This is a genomic window from Vibrio rotiferianus CAIM 577 = LMG 21460 (genome assembly GCF_002741985.1).
Taxonomy (GTDB): Bacteria; Pseudomonadota; Gammaproteobacteria; order Enterobacterales; family Vibrionaceae; genus Vibrio; species Vibrio rotiferianus.
In genome coordinates this window covers 50,190-67,987 of record NZ_APHW01000108.1, presented here as the reverse complement: position 1 = coordinate 67,987, position 17,798 = coordinate 50,190, and the positions used below count along the sequence as shown (strand labels likewise).

Below are 17,798 nucleotides of genomic sequence, written 5' to 3'. Positions count from 1 at the left end.
GCCATTCAAATCACTCCGTCTTATATCTAGCTCTGCGCTTGAGCCAAACGAATACTCACCAAACTTGCCACCATAATGGCCAGATAGAAGCTCCCGACTATCGCCTCAAAGAAAACGAAGAACTGAGCCACTGGAACTGTTGGTGAAATGTCTCCATACCCCACCGTCGTCAACGTGATAAAGCTAAAATACAACGCATTAAACAAGTTCGACAGCCAAGGCTTTGCTTCTAATCCAGTGAAAGAGCTCGGGAAGAACTCCAACACCAACAAGTAAATCACCGCCCATGCAAGCCCTAGTAGCAGATAGATACAAATCGAACCGATGATGTGGTTTGTCGTCACCGACTTAGTTAACACCACCTGCTTTAGCGCCGAGTATATGTGCGAAAACAAGAAAACCAGTAACGCACCTAGCGTCAAAATGGACAGATCTAAATGCTCTAGAAACGACATCCCATAGGAGATGACGGCCACAATCAGTAACACGCCATACCATGTTCGGTTGGATTTGTTCTTCTTGTTGATACCTGCAATCGAAGCACCTAATGTCACCACCAAAAGAGCAAGAACAAATTCCTGCCCATCTGGATAAAACTGATGCATCACAGCACAGCCGAAGAACAGCGCAATGAGCGCGAAAAACAAAAAGTAGAAGTTATCTTCCCTTGTCATCGGTTTCATGATACCACCTCTACTTTGTCTTCCTCCTTCGCTTTTTGGTCAATGTTCAGAGCTTTGTTTGCTTCAGCGTCATCTTCATCTAACCAGTTCACCATCAACTGGTAAGTCAGGCTCAGTACTACGGCACCAACAAACAGACCAACGATGCCAGACATTGCCATACCACCCAGTGCACCTAACAGTGTCACAAGCATCGGTGTGTCAGAGCCACGGCTTAGAAGTACTGGTTTCAGTACCGCATCACTCGCACTCACCAAAATACACCAAACTAGGAAGATGCCAGCAACCAGTGTTGATTCGACGCTAAACACGTAAATAATCGCAGGAATCAACGCCAGAATCGGCGGCAACTGAACAATCGCAATCAGAATAACGGCAACCATCCAAAGTGCAGCAGCAGGAACGCCAACCGCGACCATACCAACACCCGCCATGACAGATTGAATCAGCGCAACGCCAATTACACCTTGAACGACACTGCGAACGGTCGATTTTGAAAGATCAATCAACGCTTCGCCTTTCTTGTTGGTGAGGCGGTCTGCTAGTTTGGTAAAACCTTTCTGGCATACTTCTGCATTGCTCATGAACGCACCAGCAATCATGGTCGAAATAATGAATTGAACAAAACCACCACTTACCGAGCCAACAATTGAGGCAGCTTGAGAAATAAAGCCTTTCACTTGTTCGCCATACTTAACTAAGAAGCCTTCCATGTTGGTCGATGCGTAGTTAATCGCAACGAACAGCTTGTCGCCCACTACAGGGATCTCTTTTATGCTTTCTTGGGGCTTAGGTACGACTAAAGTGCCATCTTGTAACCCAGTGACCACCTCGGTTCCACTGGTATAAAGACCGGATGAAAGTGCAATGAGGGGAACTAAAAGTAACAGCACACCGATGGTACTGAGGAGCGCACTCGCCTTGCCTTTTGAAATGCCTAAGCGATTATGAAGGGATATCATGACTGGGTAGAGAGCAATGGCAATAATGCCACCCCACACAACCAACATAATGAATGGACTGAGGATAGAGAAACACCACCAGATCAGTAACGCTACGGCTCCGATCTTGATAGCGGCGTCTATCGCCTGTTTAGAGAAATCATTTGAAGCTTTCATAGCGTTACCTTTTCACTGTCTGTTAAGTGTTATGTTTGCAAAAACTTCCATTGTCTGGTTTCCAAAAAGAGTGATGCGAGGATCATGTATGTCCCGACCAACACCAGTTGGAAGATTCGAATAAATGTGTTGCTGTCGATATCGCCGGAGCTCATTAGCGTGCTGCCGATTAAGACAAGCAAGGTGCTGAACGCCGTGGCGAATATCGGTGCCTTCTCTGGTGCGGTGTAAATCTTCTTCCCGATCAATACCGCCAACAACGCGATAAAGGCGGTGTAAAAGAAAATGTTTGGCACGATGGCGAGTATCGAGAACGCCGAGATGGCAAGTATCCCGCCGATACCGTTACTGATGATTAAAAACGCGCTTAATTTGACTGACTTCTCTGACGTAATCATCAAAGACAGCAACGCGACAAACATCATGGTGAGCAATGCTTCTGAAATCTGAAAGACAAAGAAGAAGCACACCACAGGAAACGAAATCAGCATGGCTCGAAATGACGCATGCCAACGTTGTTCTTTACCAATTGGTGGAGCCGCATACCCCGCGAACTCACTGTCTGGCTCTGGTAGATAAATATGAACCAGAGCAAAAATCGCCACCGATACCGCACCGGAAATTGCCAAGCCACTCGCGAGCACAATAGAAATTGCTGGGTTATTTATTGCCATAAACGGCAACATCAACACCGCAATCAACAAAATGGTCGCGAACAGATTCCATTTGGGGTCAGTAAACAAGTAGTAACCCCATGCCATCATCAAACCGACAGCAATCAGTAGAACAATTGGGTACTGAGTAATGCCTCCTGAAAGAAGCAGCCCCAATCCCATGGTGGCAATCAATGCCAGCAGCAACTCGTAAATCGTTTCTCTGTGAAGGTTTGGCTTATCAACCAAGAACTTCGCGGTAAATACCGGCGCGACAAACGCCAGTTGCCAATTAATCCAAGCAGCGAGAAACACCGCCAGACCTACACCAATGGTGAAGCGCAGAATCCGGCGTTGAGTTGCGTTATCGATGCTCAGGTTATCGGACATAAGACAGTACGCTCAGTAGACGAATCCAAAGTTTGCCAAGGGTGTTGAACACGAAGTTGTCACCGCTGTAAACAATCACGTCTGCTTGCCCACCAACACGTAGCATTCCTGTTACTTCTTCACGATCAAACTCAATCGCGATTGGTAACATTTGCGTTTGACGTAACCAACCTGTTTGTTGATTAGCTTGCGCGAGCTTACCCGCTTGTTGGTTTTGTCCCCAATCGACACCCCAGTCGATGCTGCTCACTTTGCCTTTGATGACTTTGCCAGGAACAAAATCGAGGGCAATTTCTACTTCGTCACCAATGCTGACGTTGCCTAAACTGTTTTCACGAAAGTATGCTTCTATCCAGATGTCCTCTGTCGACACAAACGTCATGATTGGCTGACCTGCTGAAGCATAGAAGCCTTCGGTCAAACTGAAGTTTGAAACACCACCTTGAGTTGGCGCACGAATCACAGTACGTTCTAAGTTCAGCTGAGCTTGCTCAAGTGCCAGCAATGCCGCTTTAACTTGGCTGTTTTCTTCACCTTCAGCACCGAGTTGTTGTTTCGCTTTTTCAAGATCCGCTTCGGCATTTACGACGTTTGCTCTAGCGGTTGCTAAGGACGCTCTTGCTTTATCTGCGTCTGATTTCGACACTACGCCTTTCTCTGCCATGGCAAGGACACGGTTCGCTTGCGCTTCTGTGTTTTGGCGTTCAACAATCGCAGAGGTTAATCTTGCTTGAGCCGAAGCGATGGACGCGGTTTGCGCTCCAACATTTTGCCCAGCGATTTCTAGATTCTCTTCGGCTTGCTTCACCACGATCTCGTAATCAGATTTATCGAGAACGGCAAGCTCATCACCTTCTTCAACAAGTTGGTTAGGACGAACGTTAATGTTGAGGACATTGCCAGAAACCTGCGGTTTTATAGGTACAATGTAGCCTTTGACTCGTGCATTGTCGGTCACTGGAATAATACGGTCTGACACAATGCTGAAGCCGAGCATGACGACAATGAACAAAAGCAGATAGTTGGTGACCGTCTTCACCTTGTCTTTTTTACTCGTATCTTTACTTTCCGCCACTTCCGCTGGCTGTTTTTCTTTTTCGTTCTCAGACATGTTATCCCCTTGCCATTGAATAGATTGAACATTTTAAGAATATACCGTCCTGTCCAACCTGCCATTAATTGAACAATAATTATCGAGCTATATCTAAAAGCAAGCGTTGTGCGCTAAGATAGTTTGAGGTTAATTGGCTATACATGGAGTATCCGCTTAATGCCAAATCCCGCGTTTCATTTCCCCGTTGTTCAAAGCAACTACGCACGAATTATGGTAGAAGTCTTTGCCAACTATGGTTTGGACAAGCACAAACTACTCAGTGACGCCGGACTACCAGCGGATCTATTCCAGTCTGACAGCGACTATATTCCATCTGAATCGATAAAACGTTTAATCCACTTAACCTCTTCTCAACTTGGTGTCCGCAAGTTTACTGACTTATTAGTACTCATCTTTCGTCGTCGTGTCATACCTAATGTCTTGCATCAGTTTATGCCATTTCAGACCATTGGTGATTCGATGCAACACATCGACGAGATATTCAGTTTAGACTCACCCGGAAGTAACGTTTCTTTCGAAATCCACCATGGTCACGCTTGGTTCTGTCGTTTCTCAGAACAGAAAGACACTCAAATCGCCGACTGGTCAGAAGCATTTGCAGTCATTTACATTACTGAGCTCATCAGCATTTTGACCAAAACCACGTGGTATCCAAGCAAGGTGCGTCTACAAGGGCACAACAGCGACATCGTAAAAAGTATCGTGCCTAACCAATGCCAGATCTTTGTGGGTCAAGAAAAAGCTGGCGTTTACATACCAGAAGATATTCTGGCCTTACCAATCCAAATATCAGACTCTCAATTAGGCGCCAAACCTAGTCAGCTCCAGTGGCATACGAGTTTTACTGATAGCGTGTTTGAACTCCTTCGCCCTTATGTGCGAGAGCGTAATTTGTCGATAGAAGAAGCGGCTCAGTTGCTGAGCTATTCTGTTCGAACCTTTCAACGAAAGTTAAAGAATGAAGGGACTTCTTTTCGACATATTAAAGAGTCATTGATGTTCTCTGTGTCTTGCGAATTGATGGAAGAAGGACACTCTCTCACTTATATATCCAATCAACTTGGCTACACCAGTATTTCGCACTTTTCACGCGCATTTAAAAGAGTGTCCGGGTTATCTCCTAAAGTGTATAAACAGTCTATTGCGCTGAACGCATCCAGCACTTCGTGACGTTATACTGCTCAGTCCATTTGAGGCTTGGTAGTTGGTAATTGTTTGAGCTTGGCTTGCATCAGTGTTGCGAGGTCTATTTCATCACACAGCACTTCTACGTCCTGAACTCGAAAGTAAACAATCATACGTTACCCTCAATTGAAAACGTGGGGCTATTATGCCGCAGCACTACTCAAGTTATTTACCATTTTACGCCACGTTAGCATATTTCAATTTCATCATTTTGATGTTCAAAATTAGAGTAATTCACCCACTTTGCGTAATTTTAACAATGATGAGAATTCGGCGTTCTTTTCGCATCTTGTTCATCTACCTCACGCGCCATTGCGATTTTTAATTAATTATTTTCAATAGGTTAAGTCTCAATAAAATCTCATATCTCGTCTTTCATGCAGCCGTTAGCACGCGATCTTCGGCTTAATCCGAATATTCATCTGTTTGAAGCTGAGCAACCTTTTGTTGCAAAACGTATACGCGGGATTGTAATCACGTTTTGTATCACTACAATTCCAAACCAAATGAATAAAGAAACGTTTGTATGCCGAAATTAAATTTAGACAGCGCAAGGAATAGCTCTGCACTCTCCGAGAATGAAACCTGCGAAAAAGTACAATCGGCATTAGAACCGAAATACCACAAGCCAGAAAAGAAACTCTGCCTTAGTGCAGGTCTGACGGAAAAGCACATTGCACGTCGTTGGAAAGTTCTAGAATCCATGACGGACAAAGATCTTCTTCTGGATCCTTTCACTCAATCGAATTACAACCAATACGCCAACAACATTGAGCACTTTATCGGCACGGTGAACCTCCCTGTAGGCATTGCTGGCCCACTTCGCATTAACGGCTTGTTTGCTAATGACGACTACTTAGTTCCACTTGCTACAACAGAAGCTGCCCTAGTTGCCTCTTATAGTCGCGGTGCGAACTTAATTACGGCCTCTGGTGGCGCAAGCACGCTTTTGATCAGCGAGGGCGTCAGCCGTACACCCGTATTTGGATTCCAATCTCTCGCAGAAGCCGCACAGTTTGTTAGTTGGGTGGTTACCCAATATGACATCTTCCGTAGAGAAGCGGAGTCAACTACGACGCACGGAAAGCTAAAAGATATCAACGTCAACATTGAAGGTAATCATGTTTACTTGGTGTTTGAATACGTAACGGGGGACGCTTCTGGTCAGAATATGGTGACCATCGCAACACATAAAGTGTTCCACTACATTCTTGAACACAGTCCTATCCAACCAATTGATGCTTTCTTAGATGGCAATCTGTCCGGTGATAAGAAGGCAAATGCGCATACTTTACGTTCTGTGCGCGGAAAAAAAGTATCAGCGGAAGTGACCATTCCAAAAACACTTGTTGAGAAATACCTCCATACCACCCCAGAAGCCATGGTTAAATTTGGCAAAATGACCATGGTTGGTGGTTTACTCAGTGGGTCGATTGGTATCAATGCACACTATGCAAATGCTCTTACCGCACTTTACATCGCGTGTGGGCAAGACGCGGCATGTGTTGCCGAATCAGCCGTTGGTATTACAAGAATGGACGTTGACACAGACGGTAACCTGTACGCTTCTGTGACTCTTCCAAACATCATGGTCGGTACGGTTGGTGGCGGTACTGGCTTGCCAACACAGAAAGCGTGTTTGGATATTCTTGGCTTGCATGGGAATGGCAAAGCGAAAGCCTTGGCAGAAGTTGCTGCCGGCCTATGCTTAGCGGGTGAGCTTTCAATTGTTGGCGCATTCTGTGCCGATCATTTTTCTAGAGCACATCATAAGCTCGCCAGAAATAGTAACTGATTACTTTGTTGTATAGGTAGCACGCGAAGTGCTGCCTACCTTATCCCTCAGCCTGAAAAATGAGCTATCAGCTAAAGTAATTCATGCTTTTGCATGATGGTTTTTGCCCCCAACACGCCGTTAAATAGCCCGCCAATACTTATTGTTTACATAAAATTAATTGATGCTTAGATCACGTTTTTATACGGCTGTTTCAATCTTTTACCTCGTTTTTTTGAACTAACGAAAGCCTTGATTTTAGTATTTGTCTCACGCACCCGCTAAATCTCCGCTTTAGTTTGTCTATACTCGCTTTGAAACAGTATGTTAGCTTTTTCTTAATTAGCTCAAACGATTTTGCTCTTTCATTGTCACTCACTCCCATACGGCTATACGTAGGTAAGAGAGTTTATATGAAACGTCAGAAACTATATCACTTAACCCTATTTTTCTTCTTCGTGCTTTCAGTTGGTTCCATGCAACCCGTTATGGCTGAATTAACACAGCAACAAATTACGCGCACACTATATCAAGCGACTTTTGGGCCTACTCCTCAGAGTAGAGCGCAGCTTGAGTCGCAAGGCTTAAACCTTTGGCTAGAGAATCAACTCAATTATCCACCCACTCTCCACATAAACTTGTATCAAACCCCATTTACTCGAGGAGCCCAAGCAAATAGAGAAAATTCTTGGTATCAAATTTCAGTAACGTCTCAAGATCAATTAAGACAACGAACTGCGTTCGCACTAAGTCAAATACTCGTAGTGTCTAGGTATGGAAACAGCCTTTCAGGCAAAGCACTAGGACTCGTGACCTACTACGATCTTTTAGTTGAAAACGCATTCGGTAATTATCGGGATCTACTTTATAAAACGGCCACACATCCAGTTATGGGCAGCTACCTCTCGATGATGGGAAGTAAAAAAGCAGATAATACGACTGGCTCCCTACCCGATGAAAACTATGCCAGGGAGCTTATGCAGTTATTTACTATTGGCTTATATGAGTTGAATCTGGATGGTACAAAGAAACGAGACTCCGCTGGAAACGCCATTCCTACCTATAGCCAGTCAGATGTGCAAGAGTTAGCTCGTTCACTAACGGGATGGTTGAAATCAGATAGCGCTTTTACAAAACCCATGCGTATTGTTGACTGGCGCCATGACGATGGCTCAAAAGCTTTTCTTGGGAGCACGATTCCTTCCGGTTTGAACGCCGATGATGAACTAAATCTAGTCATGGATATTTTAATGGCCCATGACAATATTGCACCTTTCGTGTCAAAACAACTAATACAACGCTTAGTAACATCGAATCCAACACCTGACTATGTCGAGCGAGTTGCGTCGGTATTTAATGACAACGGTAGCGGGACAAAAGGCGATTTAGGTGCGGTTGTTAGTGCAATATTGACTGATCCCGAAGCCTTAGGCTTAAGCACGGTACAACCTATTAAATTAAAAGAGCCCATTATAGTTTTTATGAACTTTCACCGTGCTCTAGGGTTTGAGCCAATCGATAATCGCTATTACGGTGCTGTCGGCCTAATGAACTCAGCTAACCAAGGCGCATTGCGCTCGCGAAGCGTTTTCAATTTCTATTCTCCGGATTATGTGCCTTCTACATCATTTAGCAATGCGGGTTTAGTGGCCCCTGAGTTTGAACTGCTCGATTGGTCTGTTTACACCGATGTGGTGAACACAATGTACAACGAAATACGCCAAAATGGCGGAAGGACTCATGCTCTGGCACTTAATGAGTACTACCAACTGCTTGATGATCATCCTGCACTCGTTACATTAATCGACCAACGACTGCTTGGTGGTGACGCATCAACTGAACTCAAAGAGACTCTGCTCAACGTTCTAGATGCCTACAAATCCAATTACGTTGCCAAAACCAAATTGTCGTTAGCCTTTTTTACCGTGTTATCTAGCCAAGAATTCTTTGTTCAAGATTAGGAGCTCAACATGGATATATCTCGAAGAAACCTATTGAAAAGCACTGCCTCCCTTAGCGTCCTAGCATCCATGGGCTTGCCGAGTCTGACGCTTGCCTCACCAAGTAATGATTACAGAGCGCTGATTTGTGTATATTTGTCCGGCGGAAACGATGCAATTAACACCGTACTACCTCTGTCTGATTCCCATTATCAAGCGTATAAAGCGGTGAGAAGTAATTTGGCTGTAGAGCGAGATACGATTCTCTCAACTCACTTAACTGCCACCGATAATTATGGAAATGAAGTCCCTCTGGGCTTACATCCAAGCCTTTCAGCACTTCAGCCCCTGTTCGAACGCGGTGATGCTAACGTCGTTTTAAACAGTGGTATTCTTGAACGCCCTCTGAGCAAGTCTGAAATAGAACAAGACAAGGATGTACTCCCTACTCACTTATTTTCTCATAACTCTCAAAGGAATAGCTGGTTATCCGGTGGAATGCCCGTTGATTCAAATTTAGGCTGGGCCGGAAGAATGTTGGATGTATTGAGTTCACAGGCTGATGTAACACCGTTATATAGTATCCATGGAGATTCTCTATGGCTCAGATCTGTCGACCATACACAGACGGTTTTAAAACAAGACAGGGTACTTCAACTAACAGCAATTAATAAAAGTGATTTCAACGAGGCATACGCAAAAATACAGGCCATTAAACCTGCAAGTCTTTTCGGTAACCATTTCAATACGATGACAGAGCAATCTATGTTGATGAGCCAACTTTTAGCGAGTGAGCTTAAATCCGTCGAGCCAGTTGCAGGGTTTAGTAAATCAAGCTTAGGGAAACAGCTTAATATGGTATTTAAGCTAATCTCACGCCAGAGCTCTCTGTCACAACAACGACAAATCTTCTTTGTTAAACATACTGGCTATGACGTGCATGATGCTCAGTTAACAAAACATCCTTCGCTTTTAAAAGATCTTTCGGAGAACCTCAGTGCTCTATATCAAGCCCTTGATGAACAAGGACTTAGTGACAGCGTAACTACCTTTACCATGTCTGATTTTGGCAGAAGAATGACCAGCAATGGTAACGGCACTGACCATGGTTGGGGTGGGCATCAGCTCGTCATTGGAGGGGCAGTAAAAAGCGCTCAACCAATTGGTACTTGGCCTGAACTAGTATTAGGTGGTGAAGATGATTATTCCAAAGGTCGGTTAATTCCTAAGATTGCCGCAGACCAAGTCGGTGCTACTTTGGCTCAGTGGATGGGGATCAGTGATGGCGCGGCACTAGATTACGTATTCCCTAACATTCGAAATTTCTCGACATCGAACTTAGGCTTTATGGCTTAATTTACCAAAACACAAAAGACAAAAAAGGGAGCAAAATGCTCCCTTTTGTTTATCGCATGTATTGCTTCGTTTACGCGTCTTCACTGCGAGGGCGTTCGTTACACAACTTGATTGCGCGCTCTAAAAGCTCCAACGCTGTCTTATCGCTTTCTGGTAGCACCGCGTCGCTTTCAGCAACAGGCGTTACACGGTCACCCCACTTCAATACTGCAGCACCCCATGTCAAACCCGCACCGAATGCCGCTAATAGCATGTTGTCGCCTGGCTTAACACGTCCTTGCTCTAACGCTTCACACAGCGCAATTGGCACTGTTGCTGCCGAAGTGTTACCGTAATTTTGGATGTTCACAAAGGCTTTTTCTTGTGGAATACCTGAAAGGTCACACAGCGTTTGGATGATACGGATATTCGCTTGGTGCGGGATTACCACGTCAATTTGATCTGTGGTTAGCTCTGAAGCTTTCAAAACCGTTTTCGCCGCTAGACCCATGCCTTTTACGGCACGTTTGAAGATCTCTTGACCTACAAAATTGAAATCCCAGTAACCGTTGTCTTCCGCAAAACGATCCATGCATGTGCCAAACTTAGGCACAGAAAGGATGTCACGCCCTTTTGCATCACAACCAATTTGCGATTGCAGTAGGCCTGTTTCTTGTTCTGTACGAGTCAGAACTACGGCCCCTGCACCATCGCCGAACAATACCGCAGTATCACGCATTGCCCAGTCAATGTAGAAAGAGAGACGTTCAGCACCAATAATGATTGCATTACGGTAGTTGCCTGATTGAATCAAACGTGTACCTGTTTCAAGGCCGTATACAAAGCCAGTACATGCTGCGTTTAAATCAAATGACGCAGCAGAACGAATACCAAGGTTTTGCTGAACTTTAGAAGCAATGTTTGGAATAAGAGAGTCAGGAGAGCATGTAGCAACAATGATAAGGTCGATATCACTCGCTTCTACACCTGCACGTGCCATTGCATGTTGCGCGGCTACCGTTGCCATGTCCGACGTGTTTACGTGGCTAATGCGACGGTTTTCGATACCAGTACGGGTGCGAATCCATTCATCTGAAGTTTCAAGGAAAGTGCTAAGGTCGTCGTTAGAGAGCGTGGCTGGTGGAAGACATTTTCCCCAACCGGTAATTTCAGCGTAGTAATTTGTCATCGCAGACCTATTTATTGTTGTATTTTAATGAAATTTCTTAGAACCTGTTCGGGTCCAAATACAGACTTGCCGTCTTATATATCGGCAGGCTAAAAAAGAAGTATACAAATTATGAGGCTGACTGGTAAGTCATGTTTTCATGAAGTTGTCATAAAGGAAGAAGTCATGTCATCGTTTAAAACTCGTTGTCCGTCTTGTGGCGGTTTAAATCGCGTCCCTAATGAGCGAGTTGCGGAAGCTGCAAGCTGCGGTAAATGCAAGAATGCTCTATTTGATGGTGCCCCAATAGAAGGCACTGTCGATAATTTCTCAGCGCTGCTAGAAAGCAACACGCCAGTCGTGGTCGATTTCTGGGCACCATGGTGCAATCCATGTGTGGGGTTTGCTCCTGTTTTTTCGGATGTCGCGCAAGAACAGGCTGGAAACGCTCGTTTTGTCAAGATTGATACCGAAGCGCAACAACAATTAGCGGCACAGTTCGGTATTCGCAGTATTCCAACAATTACGGTTTTTAAGAATGGTCAGCGTGTTGACATGATCAACGGCGCCCTACCAAAAACTCAATTTGATCAGTGGCTAAATCAAGCACTTAGCAAATAAACCCCTTCGCCAGCCTAACTCTTAGGCTGGTGTTTTTATGCAGCATTCCCTCATAGAATATCGATAAATATCTTTTGTCGAAACGACTTAAATATATCGTTTTACTTGCCTATTAATTAGCCTCATATTCGCGCCAAATAACCCCTGATTTTTACTTAACTTATAGGCGCAAAACATTGGAAAACACAGCCATTCCTGCAGCATCACCACGAGTCACAGTTCCTGTCGTAGCACTGTCTCTTTATGCAGTGGCATCAGGCTATTTGATGAGCTTGATCCCTCTTATGCTTGGTGAATACAACATCTCTGCTGATTACGCGAGTTGGTTGGCGAGTGTGTTCTATGGCGGCCTATTAGTCGGTGCTATTTTCTTTGAACGTATTGTTCGTAGTGTGGGCCACCGTAAAGCATTTGTCGGCTGCCTAGCGACTTTCTCATTCACCATCGTCGCACTTCCATTGGTTCCAAATGGTATCGTATGGCTTGTTGCGCGCTTCATTGCGGGTATGGCAGTTGCAGGCGTGTTTGTGATTGTGGAATCATGGCTAATGTCTGGTGATGAATCTTCTAGAGCAAAACGCTTGAGCCTTTACATGCTGTCTTTATATGGTGGCTCTGCTCTTGGTCAGTTTGGTATTGGTATCCTAGGAGTAAGCGGCGGTGTTCCTTTTGTCGCGATCACTACACTGATCCTAATGGCAATACTGGTTTTGCTGTTCATTGATTGCGAACAACCAAACAGCCATGAATCAACAGCACTATCGTTTAAGCAAATTTCTAAGCTAAGCCACGCAGCCATCATTGGTTGTATTGTTTCAGGTCTAACTTTGGGTGCGATTTATGGCCTGATGCCAGTAGAACTCGCAAACCGTAAGATCAGCCACCAGGACATCGGTACATTGATGGCGCTCGTGATCCTAGGGGGCATGCTGGTTCAACCTATGGTTACAGCATTAAACAAGTACATGGCACGTACTGTGTTGATGGCGTTTTTCTGTATCTTAGGTATTTTCTCTATCGGCCTGACTTTTGTATCTTCATCACCGGTAGTACTTGCAGCGGCACTGTTCCTGTTGGGCATGGCAACTTTTGCACTATACCCAATCGCAATTAACTTAGGTTGCGAAGGATTAGACGAGCGTTTCATCGTATCAGCCACGCAAGTAATGCTGTTCAGCTATAGCGTTGGCTCAGTAGCTGGCCCAGTGGTTGCTGATAAATTCATGGGGCAAATTCATGGACTGTTAGGTTACTTATTTGCGGCTCTGCTTGCGACTTGTATCTACATGCTAATCGCAGCAACCAAATCAAAGCACCAAATGGCTGCAGGGCTGTAATATCTGCGAAGCAAAATACAAAAACGAGGGTCTAGCACCCTCGTTTTTTGTTTTCCATCCGCTTATGGCGATTCGAAGCATTAGCAGCAGGCTTTTCCGGAACATCACGTTTCTCGTGTACTAAATGCCGAATTGCTAGAATTGGGTGCTTAAGCAACATTCTAGGCCCAGAGTAACGCATAATAAGTCGCATTTGCTCTTTAGGTTCCGGTTTGTAGCAGTGAATTGGGCATTTATTACAAGTCGGCTTTTCTTCTCCGTAAGGACAACGATCAAGCCGAACTTCCGCATACTCTAATAATCCGCGACATTCTGAGCACAACTCACCATTCGTGCCATGGTTATCTTTGCAATAGATATCTACCATCGCCTTGACGGTTTTAAACTCTGTGGCGAGCTTCCCCAATAAAATGTCGCTCATTCTTTTCCTCTAGCTAAATCGCCTTTAGCCGCAACTACTTTAGTTACGGCTTATCGAGTTACAACTTCATGGTATAAAGCTGTAAATTACGACCATTATCGTAGGTCTGCTCGATGCGCTCAAACTGAAATCCCAATTTTTCTAGCAAACTTATACTACGTATATTGTCATTATTAGTGATGGCAACCAAGTTTTCTATTTTCATATCCTCACGGGCAAAATCCACGACAACACTCGCTGCTTCACTCGCGTAACCTTTGCCATACGCGCTTGGTAAATAGCCATAACCAATATCAAACGCGGTTAATGTATCGCGCTTGACCAAGCCACAGATACCAATTGGCTGTTGGTCATGCTTGGTTTCGACCACCAGCAAGCTAACCCCTTTAAGTTCTTGCATACGAAGCATGTTTTCTTGGATATAGCGCTTGGCTTCGTCTAAAGTGCGAATTTGCTTATCACCGACGAAACGATAAAAATCGGGTTGGTTGTAGAGTTCTAAAATAAACGGTGCATCTTCTACACTGACAAGACGCAGTGTGAGTCGCTCGGTTGTAAGCGTTTTCATAGGGAATCCATTAGGGTTGTAACTTGGCGGAAAAATCACTATCCTGCCCCGCTAAATTAAAGGACCAACACCATGAACCGCAAGAAGAAAATCAATTCGATCTTAAAAGCGAAGTTGAAAAAGCAAAACGCAAAGCTTCATAAGAGCAACAAGCCACGTTACATCTCTAAAGCTGAACGTGCGAAAATGGAAGCAGAAGAGCAAGCCGCTGCGCAAGCTTCAGAAGGAACTGAAGTAACCCAGTCTGCTGACGAAGCATAAAAAAAGCCGCACAACGCGGCTTTTATTTATCCAAATTTAACGTGCTTACTTGTATCTCAGATACAGACTTTTAGTAGTTAAAGCTGTAGTTAAGCGTGAACGTACGACCTCTTCCTTTGTAGTCATAAGCAGCTGAGTCATAGTGACTCGCATATAGGATTTGTGCACGTTGTCCCCACACCGTGGTGTAATCCTCGTTAAATAAGTTTTGGATTCCGAACCCAAGTTGGCCAACTGGCAGCGTTACGTTACCCAGCAAATCGAACGTAGTGTAGCCATCTAGCTTGTTGTCGGCTTCATCTTTGTAATCAAACATGGTTTGACTTTGTAGGCGTAAAGAATAGTCGTTTTGATACCAAGCCGCCCACGCATTTGCCTTTGACGTACTCGCCTTACCAGCACTTAAATCTTCCCACTTGCCATCGGTCTTAAGCTCAGACACAACATAGTGGCCCGAAGCACCTAGCAAAATATCACTCGTCACCCAATAGTTGATGTTCGCTTCCGCACCATATACACGTTGCTCATCATCCACACTGGTGATCAACAAGGTTTTGCGGTCGTATTTGATCGAGTTATCGGACTGCGAATAGTAACCTGCCGCTTGCAGTGATAATGAATCTGTATCCAAGCGGTAACCAAGCTCATAACTGTCCGTTTTAATACCGGAGAGTTTCGAATCAGATACGTTGATGCTGTCTTTCAGAGCATAATGGCCATTTGCATCCGGCGCATCGTAGCTGCCTTGTCCATAGTATTTCGCTGGGTCAGCCAGTTGGAAGCCTTGAGAAAAGTTCGCCCAGATTTGTGAGTCATCATTCAGCTCATAGATAGTGCCTAGATTAAAAAGACTTACCGAGTAATCTGTGCTGCCACCTGGGACGGCATCTGCAGATGTACCTGTTCCTGCAGCGATCTTCTTCTGTACGCTGTAAGCGACAAAATCATCGATCTTGTTATTCATGTACTGATAACGGTAACCCGCCTGAATAGACCAGTCGGCATTTATCTCGTAATCACCTTGAATAAACAGAGCATATGATGAAACATCGACGCCTGGGTAGCGCCCTACTTGCGCATAAGTCTTGTTAACCAAGTTACCTGAGTCATTCGCGATAGTTGGGTCAAACAGCGCCTGGTTGCTATCAAAACGGTCAAGGTACGCATCAACACCATAAACTAAATTGAGTGCATCCCAGCCTTTAGCAAGTGCTAAACGCCCTGCTAATACTTCGGTTTCTTGTTGAGAGGCACTCTGAAAGTAAGGCGTGAAAGTTTGATTCTCGCTTCGGTAAGAAAGTTCGCCAATCAATTGGTGTCCAAATACAGAATCATGGCTGTAATTGGCACTCAGTAAAATACGCTCTGTGCCTTGTTCACGGTCAGATTCAAATCCCTTACGTACATCAACAAAGTCTCGTCCCACAATATACAAACCGTAAGGAGAGTCCTGCTGACTGTCGTAGTATTGTGCAATAAGGCTTAGTTGGCTTTCATCTGACGTTTGAATCTCCGCAGAACCCATTACATCGAGCGTTGAGTTGTATTGTAAAGAGCCTTGAGAAATATCTGGAGTGACAATGTCACCATTTCCATCATAGAAACCCTGAGTTTCACCATAGACTACTGAGCCGCGAGCAGTAATTTGTTCATTACCGCCAGATACAGATTGCGCGACTTTGTAATCGAAATCATCGCTGTTATTAAAGCCAGTTGTACCACTTACATAGGTTTCAAAAGAAAGTTCATCCGACGTCGCTTTCTTGGTAACAATGTTAATGACACCGCCCGTTGCACCAGCACCATAAATAGAAGTTGCACCAGAAAGCACCTCTATGCGTTCAATATTAAATGGGTCGATGGCATCTAATTGGCGACTAATGGGACGTGAAGACTGTAACGACACCCCATCGATCATCACCAACATCGCACGACCGCGAAGATTTTGCGCGTAGTTAGTACGACCACCAGTACCAACGTCTAATGAAGGGATGGTCGCTGATAAGATGTCACCAAGGCTTTTACCTGCTCGGTATTGTTGAGCGATCTGTTCTTGGTCAACAAACCATACCGTGCCTGGAATGTCAGAAATTGACTTAGGCATAATACTGCCAACAACAACCATCTGTTCGTCGGTGTTGCTTTGTTTGTTTGGGTTTGGTTGGTCAGCGAGTGCGTGAAATGCATAGCCACTGCTCATCGCGAGCACGATGAGATTTAGAGAGAACTTCCTTTTTATCATTGTCTTTATCTTTTTATAAATTAAAAGAAGCGACAATAATACTCATTCTCAACAGCAGATCTAGCACTGTTACATATGTTTAATAATTGTTAACGATAAAGACTTTTTGATTTCACTAGCCGCTTATTTTCTTCTGTCCTTGGGCAGTCTTTACAGAGCTCCCTTCCCTCACATTTATACACGAGACAACAACTTTTGCGAACGAGCTTTAGGGGCTGATCTTCGGTAAGCTTATGCAAAGATGAAACATTACCTTCATCCAACCCTAAAGCTTGTAGCCAAAGGATTCCGTGGGCATGGATGATGTCATTACTAAACTGAGGGAAGTGCTGTTGGAGGCGTATTAAGCATGCCATCACGCCATCGGACATCAATTGATGAGTAAAACCCGGTCGAATACGTATCCATTCACTCATTTGAAGTTGGTAAAAGTCATAAAGTTCACGTATTTGCTTACCCGCCTCGACAATCAATTCTTCGATATCACCATGAATATGCTGCTCATCTTCAAAACGATAACCAGTGACAAACCCATCTTGCACATATTGCCCCATCCCCCTTAAGCGCGGCAGCGTATGAAATCCATAGATAGAAATGAAAGCAACAAACATAGGTTGCCAACATAGTAGATCCCAAGTTCTGGTAAGCCAATAAGCTTTGCCAGCCTCTGGATGGGCGTGAGAAAGCGACTCATAAAGAGACTGAACAATTGGGTTGATATTGTTATCGATATGGATGGCACTGGCATCAATCTCGCCTATGCTGCCATGTAAAAAAGGGGTGACTTCTTTTGAGTAATGGAAGAGTTGTGGGAAAAACTGAGTAGACATCAATGTTCTTAAACGTATTTAGATTTAAACAGAGTTATACGCATGCAAAGTTAGCAATGCAAATAATTATCAATATTACTTGTGTTTTATCACTTTAGTGGCCTAGTATACTACCGAAGGTACTAAAAGCCCCAGTTTAACTGGGGCTTAGCCATCTG

The 17,798-nt window shown here is 44.5% G+C and carries 16 protein-coding genes; 7 read left to right on the top strand and 9 right to left on the bottom strand.

Going from position 1 to position 17,798, the window contains the following annotated elements:
- Positions 1-26: 26 nt before the first annotated feature.
- Genes B853_RS22655 through B853_RS22640 form a run of 4 tightly spaced genes read right to left on the bottom strand, consistent with a single transcriptional unit; the run spans position 27 to position 3,955 of the window.
- On the bottom strand, positions 27-683 hold the full coding sequence (locus B853_RS22655) for a potassium channel family protein (RefSeq protein WP_005446913.1): 657 nt from the start codon (positions 681-683) through the stop codon (positions 27-29).
- A complete protein-coding gene (locus tag B853_RS22650) occupies positions 680-1,801 on the bottom strand; it encodes an AI-2E family transporter (RefSeq protein ID WP_038883149.1) in 1,122 nt (373 codons plus the stop codon). Before B853_RS22650 ends, B853_RS22655 begins: the two co-directional genes overlap by 4 nt.
- Before the next feature lie 29 nt (positions 1,802-1,830).
- Positions 1,831-2,844, bottom strand: coding sequence for a DUF2955 domain-containing protein (locus B853_RS22645; RefSeq protein ID WP_038883152.1), 1,014 nt, complete (start codon positions 2,842-2,844; stop codon positions 1,831-1,833).
- Positions 2,834-3,955 carry an HlyD family secretion protein gene (locus tag B853_RS22640; protein ID WP_038883154.1) on the bottom strand — a complete coding sequence of 374 codons (1,122 nt, stop codon included), beginning with the start codon at positions 3,953-3,955 and terminating at the stop codon, positions 2,834-2,836. Before B853_RS22640 ends, B853_RS22645 begins: the two co-directional genes overlap by 11 nt.
- Before the next feature lie 159 nt (positions 3,956-4,114).
- Here B853_RS22640 and B853_RS22635 point away from each other — a divergent pair, with 159 nt between their 5' ends.
- The 4 genes from B853_RS22635 (at position 4,115) to B853_RS22620 (ending at position 10,213) form a co-directional block, all read left to right on the top strand.
- Positions 4,115-5,128, top strand: coding sequence for a helix-turn-helix domain-containing protein (locus B853_RS22635; protein ID WP_038883156.1), 1,014 nt, complete (start codon positions 4,115-4,117; stop codon positions 5,126-5,128).
- Between the two features lie 541 nt (positions 5,129-5,669).
- Positions 5,670-6,938, top strand: coding sequence for a hydroxymethylglutaryl-CoA reductase (locus tag B853_RS22630; protein WP_038883159.1), 1,269 nt, complete (start codon positions 5,670-5,672; stop codon positions 6,936-6,938).
- Positions 6,939-7,330: 392 nt separating this feature from the next.
- Positions 7,331-8,878 (top strand): DUF1800 domain-containing protein, encoded by a 1,548-nt coding sequence (locus B853_RS22625; RefSeq protein ID WP_038883160.1) that lies wholly within the window; start codon positions 7,331-7,333, stop codon positions 8,876-8,878.
- 9 nt (positions 8,879-8,887) lie between these two features.
- On the top strand, positions 8,888-10,213 hold the full coding sequence (locus tag B853_RS22620; RefSeq protein ID WP_038883162.1) for a DUF1501 domain-containing protein: 1,326 nt from the start codon (positions 8,888-8,890) through the stop codon (positions 10,211-10,213).
- Between the two features lie 70 nt (positions 10,214-10,283).
- On the opposite strand, the gene B853_RS22615 is transcribed toward B853_RS22620, so the two are convergent.
- Positions 10,284-11,381, bottom strand: a complete 1,098-nt coding sequence (locus tag B853_RS22615) for a ketoacyl-ACP synthase III (RefSeq protein WP_038883163.1) — start codon at positions 11,379-11,381, stop codon at positions 10,284-10,286.
- 165 nt (positions 11,382-11,546) lie between these two features.
- On the opposite strand from B853_RS22615, the gene trxC reads away from it, so the two are divergent.
- Together trxC and B853_RS22605 are read left to right on the top strand one after the other, a co-directional pair.
- Positions 11,547-11,981, top strand: coding sequence for a thioredoxin TrxC (gene trxC / locus B853_RS22610; protein WP_038883165.1), 435 nt, complete (start codon positions 11,547-11,549; stop codon positions 11,979-11,981).
- A gap of 176 nt (positions 11,982-12,157) precedes the next feature.
- A complete protein-coding gene (locus B853_RS22605; protein ID WP_038883166.1) occupies positions 12,158-13,318 on the top strand; it encodes an MFS transporter in 1,161 nt (386 codons plus the stop codon).
- Between the two features lie 31 nt (positions 13,319-13,349).
- Here B853_RS22605 and B853_RS22600 read toward each other — a convergent pair whose 3' ends face one another.
- Positions 13,350-13,739: a nitrous oxide-stimulated promoter family protein gene (locus B853_RS22600; RefSeq protein ID WP_038883168.1), complete on the bottom strand. Its 390-nt coding sequence runs from the start codon at positions 13,737-13,739 to the stop codon at positions 13,350-13,352.
- 58 nt (positions 13,740-13,797) lie between these two features.
- On the bottom strand, positions 13,798-14,307 hold the full coding sequence (locus tag B853_RS22595; RefSeq protein ID WP_038883169.1) for a GNAT family N-acetyltransferase: 510 nt from the start codon (positions 14,305-14,307) through the stop codon (positions 13,798-13,800).
- Between the two features lie 72 nt (positions 14,308-14,379).
- Between B853_RS22595 and B853_RS22590 the strand changes: the two genes are divergently transcribed.
- Complete coding sequence (locus B853_RS22590) at positions 14,380-14,568, top strand: DUF2986 domain-containing protein (RefSeq protein ID WP_038883171.1); 189 nt, start codon at positions 14,380-14,382, stop codon at positions 14,566-14,568.
- Between the two features lie 70 nt (positions 14,569-14,638).
- Here B853_RS22590 and B853_RS22585 read toward each other — a convergent pair whose 3' ends face one another.
- The gene (locus B853_RS22585; protein WP_038883172.1) at positions 14,639-16,810 is read right to left on the bottom strand and encodes a TonB-dependent receptor; all 2,172 of its coding nucleotides are present in this window, start codon (positions 16,808-16,810) and stop codon (positions 14,639-14,641) included.
- Between the two features lie 89 nt (positions 16,811-16,899).
- Complete coding sequence (locus B853_RS22580; RefSeq protein ID WP_038883173.1) at positions 16,900-17,640, bottom strand: siderophore ferric iron reductase; 741 nt, start codon at positions 17,638-17,640, stop codon at positions 16,900-16,902.
- Between the last annotated feature and the right edge of the window lie 158 nt (positions 17,641-17,798).